General features: G+C 72.3%; 11 protein-coding genes. 2 read left to right on the forward strand and 9 right to left on the reverse strand.

Annotated elements, in window-relative coordinates; translation table 11 throughout:
- Positions 1-177 precede the first annotated feature (177 nt).
- On the forward strand, positions 178-1,497 hold the full coding sequence (locus tag AB0C27_RS35465) for an MFS transporter (RefSeq protein WP_357853293.1): 1,320 nt from the start codon (positions 178-180) through the stop codon (positions 1,495-1,497).
- Positions 1,498-1,531: 34 nt separating this feature from the next.
- Here AB0C27_RS35465 and AB0C27_RS35470 read toward each other — a convergent pair whose 3' ends face one another.
- The 7 genes from AB0C27_RS35470 to AB0C27_RS35500 all read right to left on the reverse strand — a co-directional run bounded on the left by AB0C27_RS35470 (position 1,532) and on the right by AB0C27_RS35500 (position 9,902).
- Positions 1,532-3,292 (reverse strand): GTPase, encoded by a 1,761-nt coding sequence (locus tag AB0C27_RS35470; protein ID WP_357853296.1) that lies wholly within the window; start codon positions 3,290-3,292, stop codon positions 1,532-1,534.
- Complete coding sequence (locus AB0C27_RS35475; protein WP_357853299.1) at positions 3,289-5,121, reverse strand: GTPase domain-containing protein; 1,833 nt, start codon at positions 5,119-5,121, stop codon at positions 3,289-3,291. The genes AB0C27_RS35470 and AB0C27_RS35475 overlap by 4 nt, the downstream gene beginning before the upstream one ends.
- A gap of 9 nt (positions 5,122-5,130) precedes the next feature.
- Positions 5,131-5,787: a response regulator transcription factor gene (locus AB0C27_RS35480; RefSeq protein WP_357853497.1), complete on the reverse strand. Its 657-nt coding sequence runs from the start codon at positions 5,785-5,787 to the stop codon at positions 5,131-5,133.
- A gap of 65 nt (positions 5,788-5,852) precedes the next feature.
- Positions 5,853-7,265 carry a HAMP domain-containing sensor histidine kinase gene (locus AB0C27_RS35485; RefSeq protein WP_357853302.1) on the reverse strand — a complete coding sequence of 471 codons (1,413 nt, stop codon included), beginning with the start codon at positions 7,263-7,265 and terminating at the stop codon, positions 5,853-5,855.
- Positions 7,265-7,957 carry a response regulator transcription factor gene (locus AB0C27_RS35490; RefSeq protein ID WP_357853305.1) on the reverse strand — a complete coding sequence of 231 codons (693 nt, stop codon included), beginning with the start codon at positions 7,955-7,957 and terminating at the stop codon, positions 7,265-7,267. The genes AB0C27_RS35485 and AB0C27_RS35490 overlap by 1 nt, the downstream gene beginning before the upstream one ends.
- Positions 7,958-7,974: 17 nt before the next feature.
- Positions 7,975-9,165 (reverse strand): L-2-hydroxyglutarate oxidase, encoded by a 1,191-nt coding sequence (gene lhgO / locus AB0C27_RS35495; protein WP_357853308.1) that lies wholly within the window; start codon positions 9,163-9,165, stop codon positions 7,975-7,977.
- A gap of 62 nt (positions 9,166-9,227) precedes the next feature.
- Positions 9,228-9,902 (reverse strand): HAD-IA family hydrolase, encoded by a 675-nt coding sequence (locus tag AB0C27_RS35500; protein ID WP_357853311.1) that lies wholly within the window; start codon positions 9,900-9,902, stop codon positions 9,228-9,230.
- A 59-nt stretch (positions 9,903-9,961) separates the two neighbouring features.
- Here AB0C27_RS35500 and AB0C27_RS35505 point away from each other — a divergent pair, with 59 nt between their 5' ends.
- The gene (locus AB0C27_RS35505) at positions 9,962-10,333 is read left to right on the forward strand and encodes a hypothetical protein (RefSeq protein WP_346110704.1); all 372 of its coding nucleotides are present in this window, start codon (positions 9,962-9,964) and stop codon (positions 10,331-10,333) included.
- Positions 10,334-10,363: 30 nt separating this feature from the next.
- Here the strand turns inward: AB0C27_RS35505 and AB0C27_RS35510 are convergent, their stop codons facing one another.
- Together AB0C27_RS35510 and AB0C27_RS35515 are read right to left on the reverse strand one after the other, a co-directional pair.
- Entirely contained in the window at positions 10,364-11,371 is a 1,008-nt protein-coding gene (locus AB0C27_RS35510; RefSeq protein ID WP_357853314.1) for a hypothetical protein, read from the reverse strand.
- A 139-nt stretch (positions 11,372-11,510) separates the two neighbouring features.
- Positions 11,511-12,845, reverse strand: coding sequence for an MATE family efflux transporter (locus AB0C27_RS35515; RefSeq protein WP_357853317.1), 1,335 nt, complete (start codon positions 12,843-12,845; stop codon positions 11,511-11,513).
- Between the last annotated feature and the right edge of the window lie 87 nt (positions 12,846-12,932).

Genomic DNA, 12,932 nt, shown 5'->3' on the forward strand with positions numbered 1-12,932 from the left:
CGCACCTGGATGACCCGCACCGCACCCGCAAGCCGCTGGCCAAGGAGCTGCCCGATCGCGTGACCTTCGGAGGCAGCCTCCGGCCACGACCCGCCACCCGAACGCGTGACCTTCGAAGGCAACCTCCGGCCATTACCGGGGGCCCGATCCTGCGATCTTCGGAGGTAGCCTGCGGCCATGACCAGCGACGGGCCGGGCGGTCTTCCCCATCGGAGGCTGCTCGGCCTGCCCGGGGTGGCGGCGCAGGCCGTGCTCGGGTTCCTGGCGCAGCTCACGCAGCAGGTGGCGCCGGTCGGCCTGGTGCTCGTCTCGCAGCGGGCGACCGGCTCCCTCGCCCTCGCCGGCCTGACGGCGGCGGCGTTCTCCCTCGGGGCGGGCATGGGCCGGCCGGTGCTCGGACGTCTCATGGACCGCCACGGTCCCAGGCCGGTGCTGGCCACCACGGCCCTCCTGCACGTGGCGGCGCTGCTCGCACTGGTCGGCTACGCCCAGCCCGACCGGCCGCAGTGGCCGATGGTGGCGCTGGCCTGGATCATCGGGGTCGCGCTGCCGCCGATCTCCGTCAGCATGCGGCTCGAATGGGGCCGCAGAACGCCCGCCGAGGGTCGTACCGCCGCCTACAGCCTCGTCTTCCTGGTCCAGGAGCTGGCCATGCTGACCGGGCCGCTGCTGTTCGGCCTGCTGATCGCGGTGGCCTCGGCCTCACTGGCCCTGGGCACGGTCGCGGCGGCGGCCGGGGCGGGCACGCTGGCCTTCTCCCTGGCACTGCGCTCCGGCTCTTATGCCGGGTCGCGAGGCCGGGGGCGGGTGTTCGCCGACCGCCGGATGTTCGTCCTGCTACCGGTGGTGCTGCTGCTGGGCGGTTTCATCGGAGCGGTGCAGGTGGGGGTGCCCGCCCTGGCCACCGCCCGCGAGGTACCCGCCGCGACCGGACCCCTGGTGGCGGCGCTGTCCGTAGGCGGCATCGCGGGCGCCATCGCCTACGGCTCCCGTCGGTGGCGCTCGGGGATCCCGGCGCGCCTCGCCGCCCTGATGCTCGCCCTCGGCCTCCCGCTGACCCCCTTGGCCCTTTTCGACGCCTTGCCCTCCTTCTCCGGCCCGTCCTTATCAACGCCATCCACCTCCGGACCGCCCATCCCTGGGCCGCTTGCATCGGCGTCGCTCGCTCCTGAGTCGCCGTCATCGGAGTCGCTGTGGTGGATGGCGGTGTTCTGGGCGGCTCTGTTTCTCGCCGGGCTGGCGTTGACTCCGGCGCTGACGACGTCCTCCCTGCTGGTGGACGAGTACGCGCCGCACGCACAGGCGGAGGCGTTCGGCTGGGTCTCGACGGCCATCGGCACGGGCGGCGCGGCCGGCGCGGCGGTCGCCGGAGTGGCAGGTGACCGGTTCGGCCCCGCGGCCCCCTTCCTGACCGCCGCCATCTTCGCCCTCGCCGGAGCCGCCCTGGCCCTGGCGCTCCTCAGACGCCCACGAACGCCCTCACCGGGGCGGCCCTGACCCTGACCAGCTCCTCAGACGCCGTTGAGTGCCCTCACGTCTTTCCGCGGGCCAGGCCCACGGCCTCCACGAAGCGGTCGTACGCCGCCAGCTCCGTCTCCACAGGCTCCAGCACGTACTCCCGCCCGACCTGGCCGATGGCCGCGCGTAGGGCCTTGGCAGTACGGCGGGCCCGGCGCCGACCGCCCGCCCAGGCCGCCAGCCGCGACAGCAGGGCGATCACGACGCCCGCCAGCGCCCCGCCCACCAGCAGCGCCGTCGGCCACGGCACCACGCCCAAGGTCGGCAGCGGCGGCTGGGGCAGACGCAGGTAGTCCATCGCGAACAGCCCGCCCAGCCACAGAACGCCGGCCAGCATGGTCGCGAACACCAGCCATTGCAGTACGTTCACGGCCCGCCACCACCTGGGCCGCCTCGTGGCTCCCGCCGAGGTCGTGGCCACCGCCCGGTCCACCGCGTCCGTCAGCTCGCCGGAGCGCGACCTGCCCGCCTCCCGCACCGACGCCGCCCACGCCCCCGGCAGCCCGGCCGCGGCCACCTCGCCGACGTCCCTGATCGCGGTCTCGACCTGCGCCCGCTGCACGGCCGAAGCCGCCGGTACGGAGGTACGCCCGACGATCTCCCTGCCCTGCCGCCCAGACTCCCTGTCCAGCCGCCCGCGTCCCTTGTCCTGCCGGTCGTGCACCCTGTCCTGCCGCCCGAGCTTCCTGTCCTGCCGGTCGAGCTTCCAGTCCTGCCCGTCGTACTTTCTGTCCAGCCGGTCGCGCGGGATGCCGCCGATGCGCAGTCTGCGCAGTGGGTCGGGTCGCAGTCTCCTGATCCACCTGGTGAGCGGCCATCCGGTGGCGACCACGGCCCGGTGCCGGTGCCCCTTGGCGACGGCCTCTACCACCAGCGGCACCCCGGCCGCCGTGCTGAGTGCGCCGGTGAGCGCCCGTTCCGCGCCCTGCATCCGTTTGGCGGAGACCACAGGCTCGTCCTGCCCGTCGGCCGAGGCGAGGTGGTCGGCAGCGGAGGTGATGTCGGCGGACAGGCGGGCCGACCAGGACGCGCGTTCCGCGACCCGCTCCCGCAGCAGCGAGCGCAACTCCCGCAAGCCCTGCCCCGTACGGGCCGAGACGGCGAGGACGGGGACGCCCGCCAGCCCGTCCTCGTCCAGCAGGCGGCGCAGGTCGGCCAGGCATCGCTCCACGGCCTGGGCGGGCAGGCGATCCACCTGGTTGAGCACGACCAGCATCACGTCCCGATGCCCGGCCAGCGGGCGCAGGTAGCGCTCGTGCAGCGCGGCGTCGGCATACTTCTGCGGGTCCACCACCCAGATCAGCAGATCGACCTGCTCCACCAGGCGATCCACCTCCAGCCGGTGCGACAGGCGGATGGAGTCGTGGTCGGGCAGATCGAGCAGCACCAACCCGTCCAGATCGGCCCCGGCGTCGGTGCCGGCCGCGTGGCGTTTCGGTACGTCCAGCCAGTCGAGCAGTGGGCCCGCGCCGTCGCCGTCCCACAGCGCTGCCTGGGCGGTCGAGGTCGTGGGTCTGGTGACGCCCACGTCGGCCAGGTCCTGTCCTGCCAGCGCGTTGTAGAGCGAGGACTTGCCGCTGCCCGTGGCACCGGCCAGCGCGGCCACGGTGTGGTCGATGGACAGCTCACGTCGTACGCCGGCCCGGTCGGCGACGGCTCGCGCGCCGGACACGACCTGCTCGGGCAGCCGCCCCTCCGCCAGCGCGGCGGCCTCCCGCAACGCGGCCAGCCGGGAATCGAGCGACGGCCCCTCCTTCCGCCGCAGCAACTTCACGACCTCTCCCCCCGCGTATCAGGCCCCAGGACGTCCGACCCGGGCACGGTGGGCGGCTCCGTTCCGGACGGGTCCGTTCCAAGAGCGTCCGGGTGCGGTGCGGGCAGTTCGGCCGTCGGATCCGCACCCGCAGCAGGCAGTTCGGCGCGGTGGTCGCGGATGCGCTGAGCCGCCGCGCGCAGCCCCTCCGCCGTCCCCCTGGGCGGCTCCACACTCTCCAACTGGGTCAGGAACCGCCCGGACTCCTCCTCCATCAACCCCCGCACCCGTTCCCGCAGATCCTCCCGAGCCCGCGCCGTCAGCGTCCGTACGGCCTGGTCACCGAAGACCGCCTCCAAGAGCTTCTGCGACAGCACGCTGGTCCCGCCCGCGATCCCCACCTCGATCCCGGTCAGCCCGCCGGTGGACGCGAAGACGGCCAGCATGAGCAGCAGCCCGGCCCCGTTCACCCCGAAGGAGGCCACCCTGGCGGCGGTGCGCCGTTCGGCTCCCTCCTCACGTACGAGGTCGAGCACGTATTCCTGCCACCCCCGCACCGCAGCCTCGGCCCGTTTGCCCAGGTCGGCAGAGGCCCGGCCGAGGCGGGCGGACTCGACGGCGCCCAGCCGGTCGAGCAGCCCGGGCCCGCCGGGCGCGGCCGACCAGCCCTCCAGCGCACGCTCGGCGGCCCCGTCGGCGGCGCCCCTGATCAGCGCCTCGACCCCGCTCTCCAAGGCGTCCCGAAGCTGCACCTCCGGCACGCGCCCGGTGAAGAACCCGACGATGCGGTCACGCAGCCATCCGACGCGGCTCTCCAGGGAACGCATGAGGTCGCCGGTGCCGATGAAGTCCTGCCAGCGCGCCAGCACCTCGCCGCGCAGCAGCGAGCCGTCGCGCATGCCCTCGTCGAAGTCGGCCATCCCGCCCGCGTACGCGCCCGCCACGATCGAGCGCAGCCCGTCGAACGCGGCCTGCTGGCGTTCGACGGCGCCGGCCAGCGACGGCACCCTGACGGCCAGGCTGTCGAGCGCCCCCGAGAGCGTCTGGCGGACGACGCGCGACCGCTCGGCGGCGTCGGAGGCCAGCCCGGTCAGCCACGTGGCGATGGGCTCGACATAAGCAACAGGCAGGCGGGCCTTCTCGTCGGGCAGCGCGGCCTCGGGCACGGTGAACAGGCGGGTGCCTTCGAGGCCGTTCTCGGCGAGCAGCCTGGCCAGGTCGCGCGAGACGGGCTCGACGGCCTCGGGCGGAGCACGGTCGAGGACGACGGCCAGCGCGGTGCTGCGTTCGCGGGCCGAGCGCAGGAAGCCCCATGGCACCTCGTCGGCATAACGGGCGGCGGTCGTGACGAACAGCCACAGATCGGCGGCGGCCAGCAGTTGCGCGGCCAGTTCCCGGTTGGCGGTCACCACGGAGTCGATGTCGGGCGCGTCGAGCAGGGCGAGCCCCGCGCCCAGCGCCGGTGAGTCCACCACGCGTAGCGCGCCGGGGCCGCCGCCGGTGGCGCGGGACAGGCCCGGCAGCACGTTCTGGCCCAGGAACCAGGCGCGGTCGGCGGGGCTGACCACGAGGGTGGGCACCAGGGTGGTGGGCCGCAGCACGCCGGGCTCGGCCACGTCGGCCCCGACCAGCGAGTTGACCAGGGTGGACTTGCCCGCCCCCGTCGAACCGCCGACGACGGCCAGCAGCGGCGCGTCCAGCGCCCGCAGCCTGGGCAGCAGGTAGTCGTCGAGCTGACCGGTCAGCTCGCGCAGCGTGCGCCTGTCGGCCTCCGCCTCGCCGACGGCCAGCGGGAACAGCTCCCGATCCAGCGGTCGCCGCAGCGACTCCAGCGCGCCCAGCAGGTCCATGCTGTCAAACTAACCGGGCGGCGGCTCTCTAAGCACGTAACCGACGCTGCGCAGGGTGTGGATGAGCCGCGGCTCGACGTCGTCCACCTTGCGTCTGAGGTAGGAGACGTACGACTCGACCACGCCCGCGTCGCCGCCGAAGTCGTAGTTCCACACGTGGTCGAGGATCTGCGCCTTCGACAGCACGCGCCCGGCGTTGACCATGAAGTAGTGCAGCAGCTTGAACTCGGTCGGCGACAGGCGCACCTGACGGCCGCCGCGCCAGACCTCGCGGGCGTCCTCGTCCAGCTCCAGGTCGGCCACCTTGAGCCGGCTGGCGGGCGCGGACTCACCGCGCGTACGCCGCAGCACCGCCCTGATCCTGGCCTGGACCTCCTCCAGGCTGAACGGCTTGGTCACGTAGTCGTCCCCGACCCGCAGCCCCGTGATCTTGTCCTCGGTGGCCTCGCGGGCGGTCAGGAAGAGCACGGGCGCGTCAATCCGCCTGGCCACCTCGAACCCGTCCAGATCGGGCAGCATCACGTCCAGCACCACCAGGTCGGGGGAGGCCCGCACGGCCACCTCGACGGCTTCCTCGCCGTCGGCGGCGGTCAGGACCTCGAACCCGGAGAAGCGCAGGCTGGCGGAGAGCAGATCCCTGATGCTGGGCTCGTCGTCCACCACCATGATCAACGCCTCGGGTTTCGTCACCTACTTAGAGTGACGCAGCAGCCTGAGGGTTAGCTGAAGGCTCACTCCAAGGCGAGTGGGAGTTCGACCCGGAAGGTCGAGCCGGCCTCCGGCGAGCTGTCCACGGTGACCGTGCCGTCGTGGGCCTGGACGAGGGCCTGCACGATGGCCAGGCCGAGCCCGCTGCCCCGGTCCTCGGCGGAGCGACGGCGCGAGCGGGCGGAGTCGGCCCGGTAGAAGCGCTCGAAGACGTGCTCGATCTGCTCGGGAGTGAGTCCTGGGCCCTGGTCGACGACCTCGATGAACAGTTTGTCCCCGCTCGTCCCCGTACGCACGATGATCGGGGAGCCGGGGTCGGTGTGCACGAGGGCGTTGGTGACGAGGTTGCTGACGACCTGGCGCAGGCGTACCTCGTCGCCGGAGACGATCAGCGCCGTGCCGCCGACCACGTCCAGCTTGATCACCCGGTCGGGCGCGATGATCCGGGCATCCTGTACGGCGTCCGCCGCCAGCGCCAGCATGTCCACCGGCTGCATCCGCAGCGGCCGCTGCTGGTCCACCCTGGCCAGCAGCAGCAGGTCGTCCACCAGCACGCTCATCCGGCCCGCGGCCTGCTCCACGCGCTGCATCAGCTCGGCGGGGTCGGCGCCCGGGTTCTGCCTGGCGTACTCGGCGAAGCCGCGGATGGAGGTCAGCGGGGTGCGCAGCTCGTGCGAGGCGTCGCCGACGAACTGGCGCATACGGTCCTCGGAGCGCCGGGCCGCCTCCTCGGAGTCCGACCTGGCCACGAACGCGGCCTCGATCTGGGCCAGCATCCCGTTCAGCGACCTGGCCAGGCCGCCCACCTCGGTGCGCGGGTCGCCGTCCGGCACCCGCCGGCCCAGCTCGCCGGCGGCGATGGCCTCGGCCGTACGCTCGATCTCGCCGAGCGGCCGCATGCTGTGCCGGACGATCGTGACGCCGGCCACGGCCAGGATGAGCAGGATGCCGCCGCCGCCCAGCAGCTCGATGAGCACCAGCCGCCGGGTGATCGCGTCGACCTCCTCTAGGTCCACCGCGACCACCAGCGTGCGCCACCTGTCCACGGTCTCCAGCACCCGCCACTCGCCGGGCCCGTTCCGGGCGGGCGCGGTGTAGGGCTCGCGGCCGGGCGACGCCGACAGGACGGGCTTGGGCTTGGCGTCCACGTCCCGGTCGGTCAGCATCGGCACGAAGTCGCTGTTCGGCTCCTTGACCAGAGCGATGGCGTCGGACTCGATGAGGATCGGCCGTTCGGCCGTCTCCCTGTCCTTCCTCCAGTCGCTCCTGACCTTCTTCTCCATGCGCGCGCTGAGCAGGTGGAGCTGGCTGTCCACCCGGTCGATCAGGTAGCCGTGCAGTACGGACACGCTCACCAGGCCGATGAAGAACATGCCGAAGCCGAGCAGGGTCAGCATCGACGCGATCAGCTTGATCCTCAGCGGCAGGCCGCGCATCAGGGACTCGGTGGCAGACGCAGGACGTAGCCGACACCCCGCAGGGTGTGGATGAGCCGCGGGCTGCGGTTGTCGATCTTCCGGCGGAGCACGGACACGTACGACTCGACGATGCCCACCTCGCCGCGGAAGTCGTAGTCCCACACGTGGTCGAGGATCTGCGGCTTGGACAGGACGCGGCCGGCGTTCGTCATGAAGTAACGCAGCAGCTTGAACTCGGTCGGCGACAGCGCGACGGCGTTGCCGCCGCGCCACACCTCGTGGCTCTCCTCGTCCAGCTCGATGTCGGCGAACGTGAGCCGGGGCGGCGCCGCCGGTGAGTCCCCGCTCGTACGGCGCAGCACGGCGTGGATCCTGGCGACCACCTCCTCCAGGCTGAACGGCTTGGTCACGTAGTCGTCGCCGCCGAGCGTCAGCCCGCGGATCTTGTCCTCGGTCCCGTCACGGGCGGTGAGGAAGACCACGGGGGTGTGCACCCCGCCGCCGCGCAACCGTCTGACGATCTCGAAACCGTCGAGGTCGGGCAGCATGACATCGAGCACGACGAGGTCGGGGCGGTGCCGTTGCACCGAGGCCACGGCGTCGAGGCCGCTCTTCGCCGTGCACACGTCGAAACCCGCGAACCTGAGGCTCGCGGCGAGGAGTTCGAGGATGTTCGGGTCGTCCTCGACTATCAGCAGGCGTGATTCCATCACCTCCAAGGATGCCCTCATCGGACGAGTGCTGGGACAATTCCGGTGATATGCCGGGCAATAGCCAGGCTTGAGGTCGCCGCGGGCGAGGGCGCGTTGCGGACGAGGACGACCCTGCCGTGCACGTCCACGACGAAGTCGTCGAGCAGGCGGCCGTCGCGGGCCACGGCCTGCGCTCGTACGCCGCCCGGGGCCCGTTCCAGGTCATTCGCGGTGAGCTCGGGGACGTAGCGGCGGGCGTCGGCGACGAACGCGCTCTTGAGGAGCGAGCCGCGGACCTCCCTCAGGCCCGTGCGCCAGTGGGCGCGGGCCATGCGCAGGGTGCCCGGCCAGCTCAGAATTTGCCCGAAATTACGGATATTTCGCCATCTGTAGCCTTCGTACGCGAGCGCGAGCACCGCGTTCGGCCCCACCAGCACCCGTCCGTCGACCTGCCGCGTCAGATGCACGCCGAGGAACGGGTACCGCGGATCCGGCACCGGATAGACCAGCCCCCGCACGAGGTCCCGCGCAGCCCCTTTGAGCGCGTAGAACTCCCCCCTGAACGGGACGATCCGCACGTCCCCCGGCGCCCCCGCCATCCTGGCCACCGCGTCGGTACCCAGCCCGCCACACACCACGAGCTGGTCGAAGACGTGCCTGCGCCTGCCCGCCAGCACCTCGACCCGGCCCGCCCGCTCCCTGATCGCCCTGACCGGCTGCCCCAGCCGTACGGACCCTCCCAGCTCGGCCACGTCCAGCGCGAGCCGGCGCGCGACGCCGGGAAAGTCGCAGATCGCGGTGTACGGCGAGTGCACGGCGCCGACACCGACCGCGTGCGGCTCGATCTCACGCAACGCCAGCGCGTCCAGCTCGGCGATGCCCGGCACGCCGTTGGCCCGCGCCCGCTCGGCCAGCGCGCTCAGCCGGGGCCGCTCGGCCCGCGTGCTCGCGATCACCAGCTTGCCGACCTCCTGGTAGGCCACCTTGCGCGCGGCGCAGTACTCCTTCAGCAGCGCCACACCCTCCCGGCACAACCTGGCCTTCAGCGAGCCCGGCGGGTAGTAGATCCCCGCGTGCACGACACCGCTGTTGTGCCCGGTCTGGTGGGCGCCGACGCGCCCCTCCTTCTCCAGCACGGTGACCTCGGCACCCCTGACGGCGGCCAGCTCCCGCGCCACGGCCAGGCCGACGATGCCCGCGCCCACGACTCCGATCTTCTCCCTCACACCTCCGATTTTCCGACCATCCACGCAGGACCGCCATATCCCGGCGAGCCGGACAAGCGGGCTCAGCCGCCGTCGCCGGACGGTCGTCGCCCGTCCATCGGTGCCGAGCGGATGGCGGCGACCAGCTCCGGCATCGTCCTGACGCTGCGGTACGGGTCTCGTTCGGCGGCGGGTTCGGGGTGGGCGGCGGTGTCGTCGCTGTGGAAGAGGATCGTCCGCATCCCCAGTGAACGCGCGGGAGCGAGATTGCCCGGCCGGTCGTCCACGAACACCACCTCCTCAGGAACGGCGCCCAGCGCGCTGAGCGCCGCCCGGTAGGCGGCCGCGTCGGGCTTGCGGGCCCGCAGATCGGAGCTGATGAACCACCGCCGGATGTGCCTTTCCAGGCCGAAACGCCGGCGGACGAGCGCGGACCAGACCGCCGTGTCGTTGCTCAGGCAGGCGAGCTCCAGACCGTCGCCCGCCAGCTCGGCGAGCGCCTCCAGAGCACCCTCGGCGAGTCGATGCTCCTGGCAGTAGTCCGCGTCACGGCCTTCCTCAGGCAGCCCGGCCACCGCCCAGAACTGGCCGGTCGTGATGCGTCCGAGCGTGACGGAACGGTAGGCGGCACGGATCTCGGCCTCGCTCCGCCCGCATCCCTGCACACGCAGGTACGGGATCAGGACACGGCCTTGCACATCGCCGTACCGGTACAGAACTCCCATCGCGTCAAAGACGATCACCCTTGGTCGCGGCATCACTCCATCATGGCCCGGCAGTCTCACAGCCGGGAATCGAACGTGAGTACGATGGCCTCATGTATCTGCCGCCGGAGTGGCCGCCCGAGGTTCGGCCGCCCAGTGTGCCCGACTGGGAGGGCACGGCCGTGGCGTGGCTGCTCGACGCGGTCCCGCCCGACTACCGGGCGTACGAGGTGCTCAGGCGGCACCCCGTGGCGCTGGCCGCCATGGCCCGCCACCACGTCAACTCCGCCGTCGAGGCCGCGCGGGCCGGATACCGGGCGGCGGCCGTCGACCTCAAGGGGCACCTGCCGCCGCACGCCATCGAGGCGGTGCTCGACACCTACCGGCAGGAGGGGCCGCGGCTGGTGCGGCTGGCGCGGTCGATCGAGGTGGTCGAGCGCGCGCTGAGAGGCGACCTGTTCACCGCGACCATGCGCCGCCCCTGACCGGCGTGCCCTCTCGCGTCGGTGCAGGTGTCAGCGGGTCCTGCGGGCCAGGAAGGTGATCACTCCGATGGCGGCCGCGGCGGCGGCCAGCCAGATGAGGACGTCCGTGGCGGTCAGCCCGCCCCCGGACGAGTCCGCCTGCTGCGCGGTCACCGGCGGGTCGCGCTCCTCCGCCCTGGCCGGGCTGGGCGTGGCGGTGGGCCGCACGGTATCGGGGAGCGGCACGCGGTAGACCGGGCTGCCGGGCCCCTCCGTGCCGGTGAGCAGCGCCTTCCCGTCGGCCGTGTACGCGATCGACTCCGCCTGCTTCAGCTCCGGCATCGTCACCTTGGTGATCGTCTCGCCCGTGGGCTTGAACAGGGTGGCGGAGAAGTAGGTGCGCACGACGTAGGACGAGCCGTCGGGGGCGTAGGCGGCGTCCGTGGCCATGATGGGCGCGCCGCTGATCTTGCGCAGCACGTTGACCTTGTCACTGCGCAGTTTCCTCGGCGCCGCGTAGACCGAGCCGGAGAACTCCTTGGAGACCACGTAGAGCCGCCCCGTCACCGGGTTGATCATGACGCCTTCGGCGTTGCGGGCGCCGTCGGCGTACCTGAAGCGGTAGCGGACGGCGGGCAGCGTGGCGTCTCTGAGCGTACGCGGCTCCGTCACCTTGTAGACCGAGACGTTCGGCCACGCGCCGTCCAGATTGTCGCCGATGTCGGCAAACCAGAGCACGCCCCTGCCGGTCTCCGCGTCCTTGGTGGCGGCCATCGCCTCCCAGTCGCGCGCCTCGGCCCCGCGTACCTGGAAGGTGGCCCGCGTACGCCCCCGGCCGTCCACGGCATAGAAGGTGGGCGCGGCGGCGCTGTCGTTGTGGGTGTAATAGACGCCGTCGTACGTCGGCGACACCGCCAGCCCGCTCGACTCCGTGATCCGCGGATCCTTGAACGCGAACAGCTTCTCCGTGCCGTCGTCGTCCGCCGCGAAGGCGGGCGCGGCGGGCAGCAGAAGAAGAGCCGCGACGGCGGCGAGCACCCTGGTCACGAAGTCCCCCACGCCGCCATCATGCCCCACGCACCGCCGCGAGCCCGCCTTCCAAGGGCGTGGCGCCCGCCCGCGTCTGTAACCGAAGAGGGCTTCGGAGCGTTCGTCCGCGGCCGTCGGCGTTCGCTGGAGACGGGGTGCGCGGTGAACGTCATGAGCGGCCGGGTGCGGCAGGTGGCTTCGTACACGTATCAGGCGTGGGCGGGTGAACTGTCTCTGCCGAGGTTCCAGGCGCGCCCAGCTTGGCGCTGTGGCGGTGGAAACCGGTGCCCTGCATGACGACCAGGAGCCCGTTGGCCACCGCCATGGCCGTCCACAGGCCGGTGATGCCCCAGGTCCCGGCCACGGGCACGGCGGCCAGGAGCAGCAGGCCGTACCCGATCGCGAGGAACATCAGGCTGAACGACGAGCGCTTGAGCGCGGTGAGGCCCATGCCCTGCACCGCCTGCGCCGCGTCGAGCGCGGACGCCAGCAGCATCAGCGGCAGCAGCCCGAGCACCCGGTCCCGGACGGCGGCGTCGTCGCTGAACAGCACCAGCAGATTTTCCCCGAACCCGAGCAGCAGACCGGCCACCACAAACGTCCCTGTTATGGCGAGCAGAACCGCGCCGCGATGGGCCCGCCGGGCTCCGGCGGCGTCGGTGGCGCGCGCCACGTCGGGCAACGCGGCCGAGGCGATGGACAGGGAGGTCACCATCATGAAGCCGGTGAGCGTGGTCAGCACCGCGTGGGCGGCGGTGTCACGGGTGCCGGTGGTGCTCGCGGCGAGGGTGACCACGCCCAGCACGGCAAACTTGATCAGCACGGTGCCGGCCAGCGGGATGCTGACCTTCGCCAGGGTGATGATCTCGCGGATCCTGGGCCTGGCCTGGCCGATCGCCCGGCCGAGCGCCCGGCGCAGGCTGAGGTCGGCCACCACCGCCGACACCACGCCCGCGATCACCCAGGCCACGCCGACCCCGGTCAGCCCCAGCGCGGGCACCAGCACGGCGCTCAGCCCGCCCAGCAGCGCCGCGAACGACAGAGTCGGCCACATCACGCTCCCGCTGCGCCCGAGCGCGACCAGGATAGTGGTGGCGCCGCCGGTGGAGGCGAAGACGAGCAGATACACCGCCAGCAGATACGGCAGCGCCCCCATCTCCGCCACCACCTCGCCGGGCACCCCGGTGGCCCCCGCGAGCAGCGGCACGCAGGCGACGGCCGTGGCGCCGACCAGCCCGGTGGTCATGCTCAGCCAGCGGGCGTCCCTGATCACGGGCACCGCCGCCGCCGGATCGTCCCGGTACGGCGCGACGAACGGCCCGAGACCGCGCAGCGAGCCCTGCACGGCCGTGCTGGCAGGATTGAGCACGGCGGTCACCACCGCGAAGGCCGCCAGCGTGACCGTGGCATGGTTACCGAGCACCGAGGTGACCACGAGCGAGCCGAGCTGACCGGTGATCATGGCGAGGAAGAGCGGCACAGCGGCGCGAAGCAGGGCGATCATCGCGAACGATGATGCGCCCGCCAGGCGCCCGTGTCGACCGAGTTCATGGATCCACCCCCTGGCCTGGAGTGCACTCCAGCTATCTAG

The sequence above is a fragment of the Nonomuraea sp. NPDC048882 genome (assembly GCF_040649755.1).
GTDB classification, from domain to species: domain Bacteria; phylum Actinomycetota; class Actinomycetes; order Streptosporangiales; family Streptosporangiaceae; genus Nonomuraea; species Nonomuraea maheshkhaliensis.

What these genes read in the sequence shown, in the direction of transcription:
- AB0C27_RS35465 (WP_357853293.1), top strand. Translation starts at nt 178, where the DNA reads ATGACCAGCGACGGGCCGGGCGGTCTTCCCCATCGGAGGCTGCTCGGC.
- AB0C27_RS35475 (WP_357853299.1), bottom strand. Translation starts at nt 5,121, where the DNA reads ATGGACCTGCTGGGCGCGCTGGAGTCGCTGCGGCGACCGCTGGATCGG.
- AB0C27_RS35480 (WP_357853497.1), bottom strand. Translation starts at nt 5,787, where the DNA reads ATGGTGGTGGACGACGAGCCCAGCATCAGGGATCTGCTCTCCGCCAGC.
- AB0C27_RS35485 (WP_357853302.1), bottom strand. Translation starts at nt 7,265, where the DNA reads ATGCGCGGCCTGCCGCTGAGGATCAAGCTGATCGCGTCGATGCTGACC.
- AB0C27_RS35490 (WP_357853305.1), bottom strand. Translation starts at nt 7,957, where the DNA reads ATGGAATCACGCCTGCTGATAGTCGAGGACGACCCGAACATCCTCGAA.
- AB0C27_RS35500 (WP_357853311.1), bottom strand. Translation starts at nt 9,902, where the DNA reads ATGCCGCGACCAAGGGTGATCGTCTTTGACGCGATGGGAGTTCTGTAC.
- AB0C27_RS35505 (WP_346110704.1), top strand. Translation starts at nt 9,962, where the DNA reads ATGTATCTGCCGCCGGAGTGGCCGCCCGAGGTTCGGCCGCCCAGTGTG.
- AB0C27_RS35515 (WP_357853317.1), bottom strand. Translation starts at nt 12,845, where the DNA reads ATGATCGCCCTGCTTCGCGCCGCTGTGCCGCTCTTCCTCGCCATGATC.